Below are 16155 nucleotides of genomic sequence, written 5' to 3'. Positions count from 1 at the left end.
AATAAGTTTTCTTATGTTTCTAATCAACCGGGTGTTTTTTAGACAGAAAGTCTATTTTTACTCCAAACTGAAAAGCCTTTATCCTTGTTCGACATAGCTAAAAGCAAAAAACTAACTTTTTGAGGAGAGCATCATGAGTTCAATTCGGCGCTATAAAGGTATTGCTCCAGAACTTGGTCTACGCGTTTATGTTGATAGTACGGCCGTGTTAGTCGGTGATATCCGAATCGGTGATGATTCGAGTATCTGGCCTTTGGTGGCTGCCCGGGGGGATGTTAACCATATCCATATTGGTAAAAGAAGCAATATTCAGGATGGTTCTGTTCTTCATGTCACTCACAAAAATGCCGCAAACCCGAATGGTTACCCACTGATTATTGGCGATGATGTAACGGTTGGCCACAAAGCGATGCTCCATGGCTGTACGATTCAGGACCGGGTTCTGGTTGGCATGGGCAGCATTATTCTCGATGGTGTGACGATAGAGAGTGAGGTTGTGATTGGTGCAGGGAGTTTAGTGCCCCCCAACAAAACATTACAAAGTGGCTACCTTTATATAGGTAATCCAGCCAAACAAGCTCGTCCGTTAACAGATGAAGAACGAGCCTTCTTACTTAAATCAGCAGAAAACTATGTTCAGAATAAAGATGACTTTCTTCATCAAGTAGAAGATATCTAATTACAGACAACCAGATCGATTTGTCCGAGCGCATTGTATGCTTCATCTTCAATGAGCTGCTCGGCCAATTCTTCGCAATCAAAACGATACTGAGAGAAAATACTTACAGCCGTTTCTTCACCCGTTATTTGCTGACCGGAAAGCTGTTCCAGAACAGTAACGGCAACAATACACTCAATTAACGCTCCCTGACATTGAGCAGGGAAGCGTATTTGCTGCGTGGTTTCGTCCCAAGACTGCACATCAGGAAAAAGAATCGACTGGTTCATAGACTGCCTTCCAAATTGCGTCTAAGCTCACTTAATATTTGCCGCGTACCGGGACGAATACCACGCCACAACATGAAACTTTCCGCGGCTTGTCCAACTAACATTCCTAAGCCATCATAGGCATGAGCACAGCCATTCTCCACAGCCCACTGATTAAAAACCGTGAGCCCTTTGCCATACATCATGTCATAGGCAACACTTTTTTCGGCAAAGATATCACCGGAAATATCCGGCAGTTCCCCGGCCAGACTCGCTGACGTCGAATTAATCACCACATCAAATGCGGTATGAATCTCTGACATCGACTGAGCAGAGACCGGAGCGAATGTCGGCGATGTTTGATTTTGATTGTTGTGCTTTTGGAAAAAAGCGGCAAGGTCTTGTGCTTTGGAGAAGGTCCGGTTGGTAATCACAATCGAGTCAGGTGATTGTGCTAATAAAGGATGAATCACACCTTTTGCTGCACCACCTGCACCAATTAATAAGATTTTTGCTCCCTTCAAGGGTACCTGATACTGCAATAGATCCTGAACCAGACCGGCTCCATCAGTATTGTCTCCGAGAATGCCGCCATCATCGAGTTTCTTCAATGTATTGACCGCACCGGCAATTTGAGCGCGCTCAGTCAGCTGACTGGCAAACGAGTATGCCTCTTCTTTAAAAGGGACTGTTACATTACATCCTTTTCCCCCCCGAGAGAGAAAAGCATCCACTGCTGTTTTAAACCCATCTATCGGAGCCAGCTCAGCCGTATAGATCATGTCCTGATTCGTCTGACGAGCAAACAACGTCTGTATAAAAGGAGATTTACTGTGACCAATTGGATTGCCGAATACTGCATACTGATCCTGATAAGCCATATCCCTGCCTTCACTCAAAAAAATAGAAAAGAATCTTTTGACCCTATCACTCCCGATGAAAACTGTCACCAATCTCTTGGTGTCAAGTATTCCGTCAGACGGGCTTCTGCGCTGCCGGTTTCAGGCTGATACCCGTACTCCCAGCGTACTAACGGTGGCATTGACATCAAAATAGACTCGGTACGTCCTCCGGATTGCAGACCAAACAGCGTACCCCGGTCAAACACCAGATTAAATTCTACATATCGACCCCGTCGATAGAGCTGGAACTGGCGTTCATGTTCTGTAAACGGGCTGTCTTTTCGTTGCTCTACAATCGGTAGATAAGCACGGGTGTATCCCTCACCGACTGCCCGGATATAAGCAAAACAGGTGTCGAAGTCCCACTGATTGAGATCATCAAAGAAAAGTCCGCCAACACCCCGGGTTTCCTCTCGATGTGGTAAGAAAAAGTACCGATCACACCAATCTTTATGTTGTTGGTACACCTCTGAACCAAACGGCTGACAAATTTCTTTCGCCACTTGGTGCCAATGATGGCAGTCTTCGTCAAATGGATAAAATGGGGTTAAGTCAAACCCGCCACCAAACCACCAGACCGGCTGTTCGCCATCTTTTTCTGCAATGAAGAAGCGCACATTCATATGAGAGGTAGGTACGTAAGGATTGTTGGGATGCATCACTAAAGAAACCCCCATCGCCTCGAATCGACGTCCTTTTAACTCCGGTCGATGAGCAGTAGCAGATGCGGGCATTTCATTGCCTGTGACATGAGAAAAATTAACCCCGCCCTGTTCAAACACATGACCATTGCGCATCACGCGGCTACGTCCGCCACCGCCCAAACGGTCACTCGGTTCACGGTGCCATTCATCCTGCTCAAACCGGGACAAACCATCAGTTGCTTCAAGCTGCTGACAAATTGAATCCTGTAGCTGCAGTAAAAAGGTTTTAACGGCCTGCTTATCAATCCCACTCATCACGATTTCCCTTGTTTCTACCCTTGTCTTAATATTTCTTGCGTGCGCGCATCTCGAATCTCACTGGGTTTATCCCGCCCACCGGTTTGTCCAGCCAAAATAGCATGGAGACAGTGGCCAAGTTGCTGCTGCACCGCTTCTGTCGTCATACAAGGTGGCTGACCCGTTAAATTTGCACTGGTTGAAGTAATGGGTTTGCCGTAAGCCTCACACAGTTGCCGAACCTGTGGATGATCCGTGACCCGAACAGCAATCGTATCAAACAAACCACTGAGCCAAACAGAAACACGCTCACTGGCCGGCATCACCCAAGTGATAGGACCCGGCCAACTTGCTTGAACATGAGCCAGTTGTTGTGCAGAAAGCTGGCGTTCATCAATATAGGGCTGTAATTGTGCATAACTGGATGCAATAAGAATCAACCCCTTTTCAACCGGACGATTTTTTATTTCCAGTAACTTTTGAATCGCATCAGCCCGGTCAGGATCGCACCCGACGCCAAAGACACCTTCGGTCGGATAGGCAATCACATCGCCTTGGTGCAACGCATCAAGCACCTGCTCAAAATTATTCACAATACTTCTCATTATGCTCGGATGATGATGCCACTAGTGTACAAACGATCATGCCAGAAAATGAAATCAATTTTGTCCGAAAAGACATTATCGGGGGAACTCTCCAGACGCAAACGTTTTCCTTCAGCTCATTTCCCCGTATAATGCGCGCAAAATTGTCGTACTTTGACAGCATGAACAACTTGAGCATTGCAATAAACCTGAAGGAGTCTGAGATGAAAGTCGGAATTATAATGGGCTCGAAGTCCGATTGGCCAACGATGAAGCTTGCCGCAGAAATGTTAGAGCAATTCGGTGTGGCATATGAAACTAAAGTCGTTTCAGCACACCGTACACCTCAGTTACTGGCCGACTATGCAAGTCAGGCCAAAGCGCGTGGTCTCAAAGTGATCATCGCAGGAGCAGGCGGGGCAGCTCATTTGCCGGGGATGGCCGCTGCATTTACCAGTTTGCCTGTGCTGGGCGTTCCGGTTCAATCCAAGGCATTAAAAGGGATGGATTCGCTCCTTTCTATCGTTCAGATGCCGAAAGGTATCGCGGTTGGTACTTTAGCGATTGGTGAAGCCGGTGCAGCCAACGCAGGGATTCTGGCGGCTCAAATCATTGGTGTTCACGATGAACAGGTCATGCAGAAAGTTGAAGCTTTTCGCCAGTCGCAAACGGATACCGTTCTTGCCCATCCAGATCCAACTGAGGAATAGCCAGTATGCACGTACTTGTCTTAGGCGCAGGCCAGTTAGCGCGGATGATGTCTCTTGCCGGTGCCCCCTTGAATATTCACATTAGCGCCTTTGATGTTGTCAGCGGTCAGATCATCCATCCACTGACTCAGGAAGTGCAAGGACATGGTTTGGAGAATGCCATTCAGCAAGCGGACGTTATCACTGCCGAATTTGAACACATTCCCCATGATATCCTCCACCAATGTGAACAAAGCGGAAAGTTACTCCCCGGAGCGCAAGCCATCAAAACCGGTGGTGACCGTCGTCTCGAAAAAGCATTGCTTGATGAAGCCGGCGTCAAAAATGCCAAATATTTCGTCATCAAAACCAGAGACGATTTTGACAGTGCTATCCGTCATGTCGGTATTCCAATGGTTCTGAAGAGTGCTTTAGGCGGATACGATGGAAAAGGTCAGTGGCGACTAAAATCAACAACCGATGCCGATGAAATCTGGCCGGAGATGCAACAATGCATTGAAGCCAGTGAAAACCAAGCAATTGTTGCTGAAGAATTCGTCCCCTTTGATCGAGAAGTATCGCTGGTCGGAGCTCGCGGCAAAGATGGACAATGGGTTGTTTACCCACTGTCAGAGAATATCCACACCAATGGTGTCCTCAGTCTGTCAACATCGCTTGATGCGCGGATGCTACAGCAACAGGCCAAAACCATGTTTGAAGCCGTTGCGAACACACTCAATTACGTGGGTGTTCTCGCATTGGAATTTTTTGATGTGCAGGGACAGTTGCTTGTCAACGAGATCGCACCTCGGGTACACAACTCAGGACATTGGACTCAACAAGGCGCAGATACATGCCAGTTTGAGAATCATTTACGTGCAGTATGTGGTTTACCTCTGGGCAGCACAAAACTGATCCGTCCGACATGCATGGTGAATATTCTGGGTGAAGATACGCTGCCCTCCGAGATTCTGGCAACGGAAGGATGTCATATCCACTGGTATGGCAAAGAAAAACGTTCGGGAAGAAAGATGGGGCATATCAATGTCAGTGCCGATTACTATGCGGAGCTGGAGCGAATCATCTGTTCGCTTGCGGATGTACTCTCGACAGACGCATTTCCGGCGGTTCATCAATTCGCCAGCCAGCACAAATAATCTCTGATGTTGCTTTCAGCGTCAGTCACTCAAAGCCTATGACGTTTTAATCCACTTTCACATCAAAGTCATTGAACGACACACCTTATCAGCCAAGGGTATCAAAACCCTTGGTAATTTATTTCGTCTCTGGTTTAGTCTCTTGCGCGTGACCGCATCGGCGGGCTGCACAAATTAACGTAGTTCCGGCAGCTGATTTTTTCTCAATGAGCAGTGGAAACCCACATTCGCTGCATTGCCCAATTACTGGGGGAGCGTTGATAGCAAACTTACACTTAGGATACCGATCGCAAGCCCAAAAAGTTTTACCGAAGCGGGACTTTCGTTCAACCAGTTGACCCGTATTGCATTCCGGACAACATACTTCTCGAGGTTGCTCAGTCTTGGGAGGATCGGATGATTCAATATGATGACACTGCGGGAAATGACTACAGCCGATAAACATGCCATAACGCCCCTGCCTTAATACCAACTCATGGCCACACTCAGGGCAGGGCACACCTAAAGCTTTAACGATATGGCCATCTTGCTGATGGCGCGGGCGAATATAGTCACACGCCGGATAAGCCGAGCAGCCCCAAAATGGTCCGTGTTTACCATGACGCAACTGTAACTCACAACCACATTGGGGACATGACTCAACTTCATCCAAAGCGTGTTCATGTGCAGAAAATAATTGCTGATCTATATGACGACTCATTGAATCTCTATCAGTGCAAAATGCCTTGCTCTTTGGTATACAACCATTCTTCCATCAGCGTATAGGCACTCTCATTACCCGGAACATTGAATAGCACCATCAGAATAATCCATTTCAAATCATCCAGTTCAAATTCATTGGTTTCTAGTCCCATCACTCGGTCAATGACCATTTCTCGAGTTTCGGGCGTCAACACTTTAATCTGTTCAAGGAACAGCAGGAATCCGCGGCATTCAACATCAAGTCGGGCTGTCTCCTTCTCGGTATAGACTCGCATTGCTGTTGCAGCACTGATCGATAATGGAGAATGCACATCACTTTGTTGTAGTGATGCCAATTCTTCTAACCAGTTAAGGGCTTTGTAGATCTCTTTCTGATGAAAACCTGCACGCAGGAGCTCATCCTCTAACTCATCTTGATCAACTTGTAACTCAGCATCGCTATGGATGTAAGTTTCGAACAGATACATAAGAATATCCATCATCATAGCTAGCCCCTCCCCTTACGAATATAGCCACCAGCAACTGCAATCACGTGCCCGGATAATTCCAACTCCAGGAGCTGTCTCATTACTTCATGGACTGGTATATGGGTACGCGTTGCAAGAATATCAACTGGTGTCGCTTTTACCCCTACGTTAGCTAACACTTCAGCAAATGGCAATTCTTCGTCGTCAATTAATGGCGGAAAAAGCTCATTTTGCTGAATTTTCTCTTCTTGCTTAACCCAAGCAGATAACGTACCAACTTCAGAAAGTACCTGTTCGATATTCTGAACTAAGCAAGCGCCATCACGAATTAATGCATTACTTCCCCGATAACCATGCTGATGAATCGCGCCCGGGATCACAAAAACATCCCGATTTTGCTCAGCAGCATACCTTGCGGTAATCAATGATCCACTTTTTTCTGCGGCTTCAATCACCAGTACCCCCAAAGATAATCCACTGATAATCCGGTTGCGGCGAGGAAAGTTCATTGATTTCGGTGGTGTTGAGGGACAAAATTCTGACACCAAAACACCGCACTGTTGTTCAAGCATCCGCTCAGCCAACCCCCGATGCCGAGCCGGATAGATGCGCGCCAAGCCAGCCCCTAATACCGCAATGGTTTTGCCGCCACCGTCGAGTGCTCCCTGATGAGCCTGACCATCAATCCCTAACGCCAGCCCACTGGTCACTGCTACTTGGTGCTGAGCAAACCCATTCGCAAAATGCCATGCATCTTGCAATCCTTGCATACTGGCATGACGGCTCCCCACAATGGCAATCTGTGGAACAGACAGCAACGTAATCTCTCCCTGCACAAACAATAGAGGGGGCGGAGACGGAATTTCTTTCAACAGGGCAGGATAATCCGGTGAAAAATAAGTCACGATGTGACGATGATTGCCACGCACTTGCCATTTAAGGCAATCCTCCGCCACTTGATTCGCGGCTCCGGAGAGCAGATAAGAAACCTGCTCGGGCGTGAATCCCAAAGCAAGCCACTCTTTTTCAGAATAATGACTCAACGACTCAAGCGATGCTTTACCGAGTAGTTTTAACAACGATTGAATTCCCAGACGTGGCGTCAGGCAGAGTTTTATCCAGATCAATAGTTGATCTTGTTCAGTGACATGCGAGGCTGATTGGTACATCTCCGGAGATATCCTGATACTAAGTAGTGAGTTGGCGAAACAATGGTCCAATCGACGGATAATTAATAATCACTTCGATTTATCACTCACAATGCTGTCAATTAAGTCTTAAAATGTCTAGAATTGGAGCATTGGACTTTTTATTGTTTCGGCACATTTCAACAATTTGAGTGTATATGTCTGTATTACAAGTATTAACTTTTCCTGATGAACGTTTAAGAACGGTCGCAAAACCCGTTCAAGAAGTCACACCTGAAATCCAAAAATTCGTTGATGACATGATCGAAACCATGTACGAAGAAGATGGGATCGGTCTGGCGGCGACGCAGGTTGATTTCCATCAGCGTATCGTGGTGATAGACGTCTCTGAAACCCGCGATCAACCTCGTGTTTTGATTAATCCTGAAATTATCGAAAAACGCGGGGAGGATGGTATCGAGGAAGGGTGTCTATCGGTTCCGGGAGCAAGAGCTCTGGTGCCAAGAGCGGCAGAAGTGACCGTTCGTGCATTAGACAGAGACGGAAAAGAATTTACCTTTGAAGCAGATGACCTTCTGGCAATCTGTGTGCAACATGAGTTGGATCACCTCCAAGGCAAATTATTTGTCGATTATCTCTCTCCGCTTAAACGTAAACGGATTAGAGAGAAGCTGGAAAAAATCAAACGCGCGAACGAAAAAAAGAAAGATGAAGCATAAGTGAGGTCACGGTGAGTCAGTCACTCAGAATTATTTTTGCCGGAACTCCGGATTTTGCCGCCCGTCATTTGGCGGCATTATTGTCTTCAGAGCATGAAGTCATCGCAGTCTACACCCAACCCGACCGCCCCGCAGGGCGCGGCAAGAAACTAACCGCCAGCCCGGTCAAAACCTTGGCAACAGAACATCACATTCCGGTTTATCAGCCGGAAAATTTCAAAGCGCCAGACAGCAAACAACAACTGGCTGAGCTCAATGCTGATTTGATGGTGGTTGTGGCCTATGGGCTTTTGTTGCCCCAAGCCATCTTAGATGCCCCGCAATTAGGGTGCATTAATGTGCATGGTTCGATTTTGCCCAAATGGCGCGGGGCTGCTCCCATTCAGCGCTCTATCTGGGCGGGAGATGAAGAAACGGGTGTGACCATCATGCAGATGGATGCAGGATTAGATACCGGTGACATGTTGTCTATTGCAAAACTCCCCATAGAATCAACCGATACCAGTGCTTCGATGTACGAGAAACTCGCTCGTTTAGGGCCACAAGCGCTCATTGAAACACTCGACGCGATTAGTCATGGTCAAGTAACACCTGTTTCTCAGGATGACCAACTCGCAAGTTACGCTCAGAAGCTGAGTAAAGAAGAAGCCCGCATCGACTGGTCACAACCTGCCGATTTTATTGAACGCTGTATTCGGGCATTCAATCCTTGGCCTGTCAGTTATTTTTCCGTGACCGATACCAAAGCAGCGGCAACCCCTTCAATTAAGGTCTGGCAAAGCCGTGTTGAACACACGTCAACCGACCAGCCAGCCGGAACCATCATCCGGGCAGATAAAACTGGCATTTATATTGCCACAGGAAAAGATGTCCTGGTTTTAGAACAACTGCAAGTTCCCGGCAAGAAGGCAATGCCCGTTCAGGATATTCTCAATGCCCGCGCCGAATGGTTTGCAGTAGGAACTCAGCTCAATTAATAATATTGGTAACCGATCGGTTATCTACTTTACTTAAGGTTCAGATTCATGATGAATGTTCGTGCTGCTGCCGCTTCAGTTGTTTTTCAAGTTGTCGATCAAGGCGCGTCACTGTCCTCCGTACTACCAGAGGCTCAGAAAAAAATAAAACCCAGAGATCACGCGCTGCTTCAGGAGATCTGTTTTGGTGTTCTCCGCTATCTGCCGCGTTTAGAAGCAGCAGCAAATGAGCTGATCAGTCAACCGCTGACCGGAAAAAAACGGGTTTTTCATCATTTAATTCTGGTGGGGTTATATCAGATTCAATTCATGCGCATCCCTGACCATGCTGCAGTCGGAGAAACGGTCAGTGCCACTCAGGATTTAAAAGGTACACGCCTACGCGGTTTAATCAACGCCATTCTGAGAAATTATCAGCGCAACAGCGCATCAATCGATCAACGCATTCAAGACAGCAAATATGATGCGGTTCAATACTGTCATCCTAAGTGGTTATTGAAAGCCCTTCAGGAAAGTTATCCGGAGCAGTGGCAGGCGATCGTCACAGCCAACAATCACAAAGCACCGATGTGGCTGCGGATCAACCATCAGCATCACACCGCTGAAAGTTACTTGAAGTTACTGGAAGAACAAAACATTGATGTGAGTCTACACCCACAAGCAAAAGACGCCATAAAATTGACGACGCCTTGTGACGTGAAATTATTACCGGGATTTGAACAAGGCTGGGTGTCCGTTCAGGATGCGGCGGCACAATTGTCGGTCCATTACTTAGCACCGCAAGCCAAAGAATTAATTCTTGACTGTTGTGCCGCACCCGGCGGTAAAACCGCACATATTCTGGAACGGATTCCCGATACACAAGTTGTTGCCGTTGATTGTGACCCATCAAGATTAAAACGGGTGGATGAGAATCTTGCACGACTCAATCTGGATGCCCAAATTATCTGTGGGGATGCCCGGCACCCTGAGGACTGGTGGCACGGGGAGAAGTTTGATCGTATTTTACTCGATGCGCCCTGTTCGGCAACAGGCGTTATCCGCAGACACCCGGATATAAAATGGCTCCGTCGGGCCGATGATATTACTGCATTGGCCACGCTGCAAAGCGAGATTCTGGATGCCATGTGGGCGCAACTAAAACCTGGCGGAACGATGGTTTACGCCACTTGTTCGGTATTACCTCAAGAAAATAGTCTGCAGATAAAAACGTTTTTATCTCGAACATTAGATGCACAACTGATAAATTCAGAAATTGATAATCCGGGACGACAAATTCTGCCGGGAGAAAATGATATGGATGGTTTCTATTACGCAGTCTTACAGAAAGCCATCTAGTGTGACTTGAAACATTATATCTGAGTCATTACGGATTTTAAGCGCACTGTCTTTTCAGTGGTAAACAAGAGATTATGTTATGAAAATCATCATTCTTGGAGCCGGTCAGGTAGGTGGCACACTGGCGGAAAACCTAGTTGGTGAAAACAACGATATTACGATTGTCGATAAAAGTAGTGACCGCCTGAGAGAACTTCAGGATAAATACGACCTTCGTGTTGTCAACGGACATGCCAGCCATCCGAGTGTTCTCAAAGAAGCAGGCGCTCAGGACGCCGATATGCTGGTGGCAGTGACCAACACTGATGAAACCAACATGGCTGCCTGTCAGGTAGCATTTACCTTGTTTAACACACCCAACCGGATTGCCCGAATTCGTTCTCCCGAATACCTTGCTGAAAAAGAAACACTCTTTCATTCCGGTGCCGTCCCTGTCGATCATTTGATTGCCCCGGAAGAACTGGTGACTAGCTATATCGAGCGCTTAGTCCACTATCCCGGTGCGTTACAAGTGGTCAGCTTCGCCAATCAAAAAGTCAGCCTCGTTGCAGTAAAAGCATATTATGGCGGCCCATTGGTTGGTAATGCACTCTCAGCACTGCGCGAACATATGCCACATATTGAAACCCGTGTCGCGGCAATTTTCCGTCAAGGCAGACCGATTCGTCCTCAGGGAACGACCATCATTGAAGCCGACGATGAAGTTTTCTTTGTGGCTGCCAGTAACCATATCCGTTCTGTCATGAGTGAACTACAACGCCTCGAAAGACCCTATCGCAGAATCATGATCGTCGGTGGTGGTAATATCGGGGCGAGCCTCGCCAGACGTCTCGAGCATAGCTACAGTGTGAAACTGATCGAGAGAAACTACCAGCGTGCGGAATACCTGTCGGAACAGTTGGAAAATACCATTGTGTTCTGTGGTGATGCCGCCGATCAAGAGTTGTTGACCGAAGAAAACATCGATCAAGTGGATGTGTTCATTGCTCTGACCAATGAAGATGAAACCAACATTATGTCAGCTATGCTGGCGAAACGTTTGGGCGCCAAAAAAGTGATGGTTCTGATTCAAAGGGGCGCTTACGTCGATCTGGTTCAAGGCGGCGTAATCGATGTCGCAATCTCCCCGCAACAGGCAACCATTTCCGCATTACTCACTCACGTCCGCCGGGCTGATATCGTTAACGTTTCTTCCTTGCGTCGTGGTGCAGCAGAAGCCATTGAAGCGATAGCTCACGGTGATGAAACCACCTCAAAAGTTGTCGGCAAAGCGGTCGGGGATATCAAACTGCCACCCGGCACCACCATTGGTGCTATCGTACGGGGTGAAGAAGTACTCATCGCCCATGACCGGACAATCATCGAGCAGGATGACCATGTGGTGATGTTCTTGGTCAACAAGAAATATGTTTCCGATGTGGAAGCCCTGTTCCAACCCAGCCCATTTTTCCTGTAGTGATTGATGACCATGCTGAATCTGAAATCGATTCTATTTGTGCTGGGCTTGGTGCTCTCCAAACTAGCTTTGTTTATGTACGTTCCGACACTGGTGTCTTTTGTCAGTGGCACAGCCGGATTTCTCGACTTCGGACAGGCAGTACTCATTACCCATGTCGCAGCCTTTATTTTTCTGACCTTAGGCCGGACAGCAAATTTTAAGCTCAATGTCCGAGACATGTTTCTGATTACCAGTTTAGTCTGGACGGTTGCCAGTGCGTTTGCAGCACTCCCTTTCGTGTTTATCAATCATATTAGTTTTACGGACGCCTATTTTGAAACCATGTCCGGCATTACCACAACCGGTTCGACCGTCCTGAGCGGGCTGGATAACATGGCACCCAGCATTTTACTCTGGCGTTCCATCTTACAATGGCTGGGTGGGGTCGGATTTATCGTGATGGCGGTCGCCGTGCTACCGATGCTTAATGTCGGGGGGATGAAACTGTTCCAGACGGAATCTTCTGACTGGTCTGATAAAAGTAGTCCCCGGGCCAAAACCGTCGCCAAAAACATCGTGATTGTCTATGTCATTCTGACGCTTTTATGTTGTATTGGCTATGTCATGACTGGCATGACGGTGTTTGAGGCAATTAATCATTCATTCACAACATTATCGACCGGAGGATACTCGACCTCTGACGGCTCGATGAATCACTTCTCAAAAGGCGCACACTGGGTTGCCACCGTGTTTATGTTTCTGGGCGGATTACCCTTCTTACTGTTTGTCTCTGCCATCCGTAAAAAAACACCGATCGAACTGTATAAAGACGCTCAGGTACGCGGGTTCTTCTATCTGTTTCTCGCAGCAAGCGGCATTGTGAGTGTGTGGCTTGTCATCCATAACGGCTATCCCGTGATGGATGCCATCCGAGTTGCGATGTTTAATATTGTTTCTGTAGTGACGACGACCGGATATGGGCTGGATGACTTTACCGCCTGGGGGGCGCTGCCCAGTACATTATTTGCGTTTTTAATGATGGCCGGAGCCTGTTCCGGTTCGACTGCCGGTGGGATCAAAATCTTCCGTTTTCAAATTGCTATCACGCTACTCAATCGGCAGATGATGAAACTCATCCATCCTTCCGGAGTCTTTGTCCAGCGCTATAATAACCGCCCGGTCACGGATGACATTGTTCGTTCCGTGGTCGCTTTTGCACTGACTTTTATGATTACAATCATCATCATTGCCGCCGCACTCAGTGCAATGGGACTGGATCCGACAACCAGTATTTCCGGAGCCATCACTGCCGTCTCAAACGTCGGTCCGGGGATGGGGAATATCATCGGCCCGACCGGTAACTTTGCGCCGCTACCAGACATGGCTAAATGGATTCTGAGTTTTGGCATGTTAATGGGAAGGCTGGAAATTCTGACTATCTTGGTTCTGTTCTTTCCCGCATTCTGGCGACGTTAAAACAGACAAAAAAAGGCCGAGGAACACCGGCAGTTATTTTGAGCGGTATTCCGAAGCATTGACATCGAATATCTCAACGATCAATTCGACAACACATAATAGTAAATCGAGAAAAAGTGGCAGGCACAGCCACTGAGAACAAAACCATGCCAGATGGCGTGATTATACGGTATCTTTTGCGCCACGTAGAAAATAACCCCCAGCGTATAAATGACGCCTCCGGCAGCCAACAACGTTAACCCGCCGATATTGAGGTGAATCGCCAACTGATAAACCACGACTAAAGAAAGCCAGCCCATCACCACATAGATCACTAAAGATAAGCGCTTAAACCGGTGAATAAAGGCGATTTTCAAGACAATACCAACCAGCGCAATCAGCCAGATCACAATCATTAATCCAATCGCTAAGGGTGTTCTCAGGCTAACCAGAAGAAAAGGGGTATAACTGCCGGCAATTAACAGATAAATTGCACAATGATCAAACGTTTTTAACCAACGCTTGGTTTGCTGCAGCGGAATCGAATGATAGAGCGTCGAAGCAAGAAACAACATTATGATGCTGCCACCGTAGATCGCAATACTGGTGACCGTCAAAATATCATCGGTTACAGATGTGGCTTTCACCAGTAGCATCACTAAACCTATGATGCCCAGAATCAAGCCGACACCGTGTGTTACCGAATTCCATATCTCTTCTTTGAGCGTATATTCCTGATTCAACGAGGTCATGCGAAACTCCTGAGGGTTCATCTCACCGCTGAGTATGACATAATTCAACTTACATGTGTACGCTGAATTTTACGTGCTTTCTTCCAGAAAATCGAATACTCGTTCAGCCACCAGTTCAAGCGGTGTGTCAATCGGAATAATCAGGTGACGTTTCAATGCACCACTGCCAAGCAGATGAGACAACATGCCACCAACACCTCGTTGTTGCCGATCAATTTCAAACCATAATTCCAAAGCAGACTCTGAGCGATAGGCGACAACTTCAACTTCACGCCAGCGACCATGATAAGGCCCGGTCGTCGGTACAAACTCAAACTCCTGAACAAACGGTAACTCGAATCCACTGGCTGCTTCACATTCAACCTGACGAATTCGGAATCCCTGCGATTCGAAAGCACTAAATACTGCATCGAGCAATGGCTCCGGCCGTACGGTTACTTCGTCTTTGTCTGTCGGATCGGAGGCGAGCGCAATGTCCAGACCGGTTTCCAACCAAACTTTTGCATCACCAATCGTAATGGGTGTATTCCAAGGAACATTGAATGTCACCAAAAAGTCCCGAGTCTCTCCGGGGTGAATCGTGAATGCATACGGCAAGCGCCATTGATCCAAAACACAGTTCCGATGCACTCTGTGTGTCCGGGATTTTCCCTGACGATCATCGCCAATCGGCTCTTCATCGACATAGCGACAACATAATCTTGCATCGATATTATCAATGTCCTGTGCTGTCGCGCCCCCATAAACATGGATCGTGACATTGGTCTGCTGCCCGGGTTGGAGCACCTCTTGTTGTAAAACAGTATCAACTCTTGCTGACCCGATACCAAAACTTGCGAGGGTTTTCTTCAAGAAAGACATATCTACCTCCCCCAGCCTTCTGCGATTAACTCTACCTCATCCAATTATGAGATAAATTGGTTATCCATAGTAATACTGAACTTTGCCAGAACTCAATTCTCAGCATCAATAATTTAAATTTTATGACATTGTATGAACAAAAGGTTATCGATCAATTCATATGTAAATGCTATGCTTACCAAAGTGTGTATAAATTGTACATACGAAATTCCTAGACAGCTATTCGGAACGGTTTGCGCCAGATGAGCCCACCTTCAGCAGTGATGATGAAGTCTTGACTCAATAGCTAATCTAGGCCATTGAAATGGCAAGGGAAGTGTCTGACCGTTAGGTATATATATGCGCCCAACAGCAGTCAGGTTTTCGCACTCACATGGGAGTGCATCACGGCGTCGAGCAAGCTTTGCAGCTTCTGGACCAAAAGTAAAAGTTGCACCTGTAATGACTCCAGCTGAGAAACGTGTTCATGAAGCATCGGAGATATCAACCGAAGTTAAAGCAGCATAAGCCAACCAAGTGAAAGCGCAGTAAAGCAATGCTCTGCGCTTTTTTTATGCCTCTTTCACATTGGTTTCCCGCTTTCAATTTGTTACTTTATCTGAGTAATCCCACACTGATGCCATGGAGAAACCAATGAAATGCCACCGTATTGAAGAACTGCTCGAACTGTTAGAGCCCGAATGGCAAAAAGATTCTGAGCTAAACCTGCTTGCGTTTTTGGTCAAGCTTGCTAATGAAGCGGGTTATCAGGGCGACTTAGCAGATTTAAGTGACGATATCCTGATCTATCACCTGAAAATGCGCCATAGCGCCAAAGATGAGATGATTCCGGGTTTGAAAAAAGATCAGGAAGATGATTTTAAAACCGCTATCTTGAAAGCTCGCGGTATTATCCAATAATCATGCATGACCCCATTAGTGGGTCTGCTTCCCCCCATGCAACCACTACTGAAAATCGAACCGATCAAGCAACCGTAATTAATTAGTATCGAGTCATGATGCTGATGACATTTTCGAATCATCCGAAGCCAAGCAAATAAACGTAATCAATATATAGATTGAATAATTCTCTTACAGAGATTAAATACAAAAAACTGA

General features: G+C 46.9%; 18 protein-coding genes. 9 read left to right on the top strand and 9 right to left on the bottom strand.

Annotated features, from left to right (window positions below):
- Nucleotides 1-133: 133 nt before the first annotated feature.
- Complete coding sequence (locus tag AC55NX_RS19375) at nucleotides 134-679, top strand: gamma carbonic anhydrase family protein (protein ID WP_496997222.1); 546 nt, start codon at nucleotides 134-136, stop codon at nucleotides 677-679.
- On the opposite strand, the gene AC55NX_RS19370 is transcribed toward AC55NX_RS19375, so the two are convergent.
- The 4 genes from AC55NX_RS19370 to tsaC all read right to left on the bottom strand — a co-directional run bounded on the left by AC55NX_RS19370 (nucleotide 676) and on the right by tsaC (nucleotide 3363).
- Nucleotides 676-948, bottom strand: a complete 273-nt coding sequence (locus AC55NX_RS19370; RefSeq protein WP_496997221.1) for a DUF1488 family protein — start codon at nucleotides 946-948, stop codon at nucleotides 676-678. The genes AC55NX_RS19375 and AC55NX_RS19370 overlap by 4 nt on opposite strands.
- Nucleotides 945-1808 (bottom strand): shikimate dehydrogenase, encoded by an 864-nt coding sequence (aroE, locus tag AC55NX_RS19365; RefSeq protein ID WP_496997220.1) that lies wholly within the window; start codon nucleotides 1806-1808, stop codon nucleotides 945-947. The genes AC55NX_RS19370 and aroE overlap by 4 nt, the downstream gene beginning before the upstream one ends.
- 65 nt (nucleotides 1809-1873) lie before the next feature.
- A complete protein-coding gene (hemF, locus tag AC55NX_RS19360) occupies nucleotides 1874-2791 on the bottom strand; it encodes an oxygen-dependent coproporphyrinogen oxidase (RefSeq protein ID WP_496997219.1) in 918 nt (305 codons plus the stop codon).
- 14 nt (nucleotides 2792-2805) lie between these two features.
- Nucleotides 2806-3363, bottom strand: a complete 558-nt coding sequence (gene tsaC, locus AC55NX_RS19355; protein ID WP_496997218.1) for an L-threonylcarbamoyladenylate synthase type 1 TsaC — start codon at nucleotides 3361-3363, stop codon at nucleotides 2806-2808.
- A 215-nt stretch (nucleotides 3364-3578) separates the two neighbouring features.
- On the opposite strand from tsaC, the gene purE reads away from it, so the two are divergent.
- Complete coding sequence (purE, locus tag AC55NX_RS19350) at nucleotides 3579-4064, top strand: 5-(carboxyamino)imidazole ribonucleotide mutase (protein ID WP_059123209.1); 486 nt, start codon at nucleotides 3579-3581, stop codon at nucleotides 4062-4064.
- A gap of 5 nt (nucleotides 4065-4069) precedes the next feature.
- The gene (locus AC55NX_RS19345; protein ID WP_496997217.1) at nucleotides 4070-5200 is read left to right on the top strand and encodes a 5-(carboxyamino)imidazole ribonucleotide synthase; all 1131 of its coding nucleotides are present in this window, start codon (nucleotides 4070-4072) and stop codon (nucleotides 5198-5200) included.
- 118 nt (nucleotides 5201-5318) lie between these two features.
- Here AC55NX_RS19345 and AC55NX_RS19340 read toward each other — a convergent pair whose 3' ends face one another.
- Genes AC55NX_RS19340 through dprA form a run of 3 tightly spaced genes read right to left on the bottom strand, consistent with a single transcriptional unit; the run spans nucleotide 5319 to nucleotide 7538 of the window.
- The gene (locus AC55NX_RS19340; RefSeq protein ID WP_496997216.1) at nucleotides 5319-5900 is read right to left on the bottom strand and encodes a DNA topoisomerase family protein; all 582 of its coding nucleotides are present in this window, start codon (nucleotides 5898-5900) and stop codon (nucleotides 5319-5321) included.
- 10 nt (nucleotides 5901-5910) lie between these two features.
- The gene (locus tag AC55NX_RS19335; RefSeq protein ID WP_027694359.1) at nucleotides 5911-6384 is read right to left on the bottom strand and encodes a DUF494 family protein; all 474 of its coding nucleotides are present in this window, start codon (nucleotides 6382-6384) and stop codon (nucleotides 5911-5913) included.
- Nucleotides 6385-6389: 5 nt separating this feature from the next.
- The gene (dprA, locus tag AC55NX_RS19330) at nucleotides 6390-7538 is read right to left on the bottom strand and encodes a DNA-processing protein DprA (RefSeq protein ID WP_496997215.1); all 1149 of its coding nucleotides are present in this window, start codon (nucleotides 7536-7538) and stop codon (nucleotides 6390-6392) included.
- Nucleotides 7539-7714: 176 nt separating this feature from the next.
- Between dprA and def the strand changes: the two genes are divergently transcribed.
- From def to AC55NX_RS19305, 5 genes are all read left to right on the top strand, one after another.
- Complete coding sequence (gene def / locus AC55NX_RS19325) at nucleotides 7715-8236, top strand: peptide deformylase (RefSeq protein WP_059123205.1); 522 nt, start codon at nucleotides 7715-7717, stop codon at nucleotides 8234-8236.
- Nucleotides 8237-8247: 11 nt separating this feature from the next.
- Nucleotides 8248-9213 (top strand): methionyl-tRNA formyltransferase, encoded by a 966-nt coding sequence (gene fmt / locus AC55NX_RS19320; RefSeq protein ID WP_496997214.1) that lies wholly within the window; start codon nucleotides 8248-8250, stop codon nucleotides 9211-9213.
- 51 nt (nucleotides 9214-9264) lie between these two features.
- Complete coding sequence (gene rsmB, locus AC55NX_RS19315; RefSeq protein WP_496997223.1) at nucleotides 9265-10551, top strand: 16S rRNA (cytosine(967)-C(5))-methyltransferase RsmB; 1287 nt, start codon at nucleotides 9265-9267, stop codon at nucleotides 10549-10551.
- A 79-nt stretch (nucleotides 10552-10630) separates the two neighbouring features.
- Nucleotides 10631-12007 carry a Trk system potassium transporter TrkA gene (gene trkA / locus AC55NX_RS19310; RefSeq protein WP_038180364.1) on the top strand — a complete coding sequence of 459 codons (1377 nt, stop codon included), beginning with the start codon at nucleotides 10631-10633 and terminating at the stop codon, nucleotides 12005-12007.
- Nucleotides 12008-12019: 12 nt separating this feature from the next.
- Nucleotides 12020-13465: a TrkH family potassium uptake protein gene (locus tag AC55NX_RS19305; RefSeq protein WP_496997213.1), complete on the top strand. Its 1446-nt coding sequence runs from the start codon at nucleotides 12020-12022 to the stop codon at nucleotides 13463-13465.
- Between the two features lie 80 nt (nucleotides 13466-13545).
- Here AC55NX_RS19305 and trhA read toward each other — a convergent pair whose 3' ends face one another.
- Nucleotides 13546-14196 (bottom strand): PAQR family membrane homeostasis protein TrhA, encoded by a 651-nt coding sequence (gene trhA, locus AC55NX_RS19300; RefSeq protein ID WP_496997212.1) that lies wholly within the window; start codon nucleotides 14194-14196, stop codon nucleotides 13546-13548.
- Nucleotides 14197-14265: 69 nt separating this feature from the next.
- On the bottom strand, nucleotides 14266-15057 hold the full coding sequence (locus AC55NX_RS19295) for a sporulation protein (protein WP_059123200.1): 792 nt from the start codon (nucleotides 15055-15057) through the stop codon (nucleotides 14266-14268).
- A 633-nt stretch (nucleotides 15058-15690) separates the two neighbouring features.
- On the opposite strand from AC55NX_RS19295, the gene AC55NX_RS19290 reads away from it, so the two are divergent.
- The gene (locus AC55NX_RS19290; protein WP_059123199.1) at nucleotides 15691-15957 is read left to right on the top strand and encodes a YihD family protein; all 267 of its coding nucleotides are present in this window, start codon (nucleotides 15691-15693) and stop codon (nucleotides 15955-15957) included.
- Nucleotides 15958-16155 lie beyond the last annotated feature (198 nt).

Source organism: Vibrio rubrogenes (assembly GCF_059641415.1).
Note: the sequence above shows the minus strand (reverse complement) of the source record. Positions and strands in the feature narration are given on the sequence as shown.

Bases quoted from the DNA above. Each gene is read 5' to 3' on its own strand.
- AC55NX_RS19370 (WP_496997221.1), bottom strand. From the start codon at position 948: ATGAACCAGTCGATTCTTTTTCCTGATGTGCAGTCTTGGGACGAAACC.
- trhA (WP_496997212.1), bottom strand. From the start codon at position 14,196: ATGACCTCGTTGAATCAGGAATATACGCTCAAAGAAGAGATATGGAAT.
- AC55NX_RS19375 (WP_496997222.1), top strand. From the start codon at position 134: ATGAGTTCAATTCGGCGCTATAAAGGTATTGCTCCAGAACTTGGTCTA.
- AC55NX_RS19340 (WP_496997216.1), bottom strand. From the start codon at position 5,900: ATGAGTCGTCATATAGATCAGCAATTATTTTCTGCACATGAACACGCT.
- aroE (WP_496997220.1), bottom strand. From the start codon at position 1,808: ATGGCTTATCAGGATCAGTATGCAGTATTCGGCAATCCAATTGGTCAC.
- AC55NX_RS19290 (WP_059123199.1), top strand. From the start codon at position 15,691: ATGAAATGCCACCGTATTGAAGAACTGCTCGAACTGTTAGAGCCCGAA.
- AC55NX_RS19345 (WP_496997217.1), top strand. From the start codon at position 4,070: ATGCACGTACTTGTCTTAGGCGCAGGCCAGTTAGCGCGGATGATGTCT.
- trkA (WP_038180364.1), top strand. From the start codon at position 10,631: ATGAAAATCATCATTCTTGGAGCCGGTCAGGTAGGTGGCACACTGGCG.
- dprA (WP_496997215.1), bottom strand. From the start codon at position 7,538: ATGTACCAATCAGCCTCGCATGTCACTGAACAAGATCAACTATTGATC.
- def (WP_059123205.1), top strand. From the start codon at position 7,715: ATGTCTGTATTACAAGTATTAACTTTTCCTGATGAACGTTTAAGAACG.
- AC55NX_RS19305 (WP_496997213.1), top strand. From the start codon at position 12,020: ATGCTGAATCTGAAATCGATTCTATTTGTGCTGGGCTTGGTGCTCTCC.
- AC55NX_RS19335 (WP_027694359.1), bottom strand. From the start codon at position 6,384: ATGATGGATATTCTTATGTATCTGTTCGAAACTTACATCCATAGCGAT.
- AC55NX_RS19295 (WP_059123200.1), bottom strand. From the start codon at position 15,057: ATGTCTTTCTTGAAGAAAACCCTCGCAAGTTTTGGTATCGGGTCAGCA.
- rsmB (WP_496997223.1), top strand. From the start codon at position 9,265: ATGAATGTTCGTGCTGCTGCCGCTTCAGTTGTTTTTCAAGTTGTCGAT.
- purE (WP_059123209.1), top strand. From the start codon at position 3,579: ATGAAAGTCGGAATTATAATGGGCTCGAAGTCCGATTGGCCAACGATG.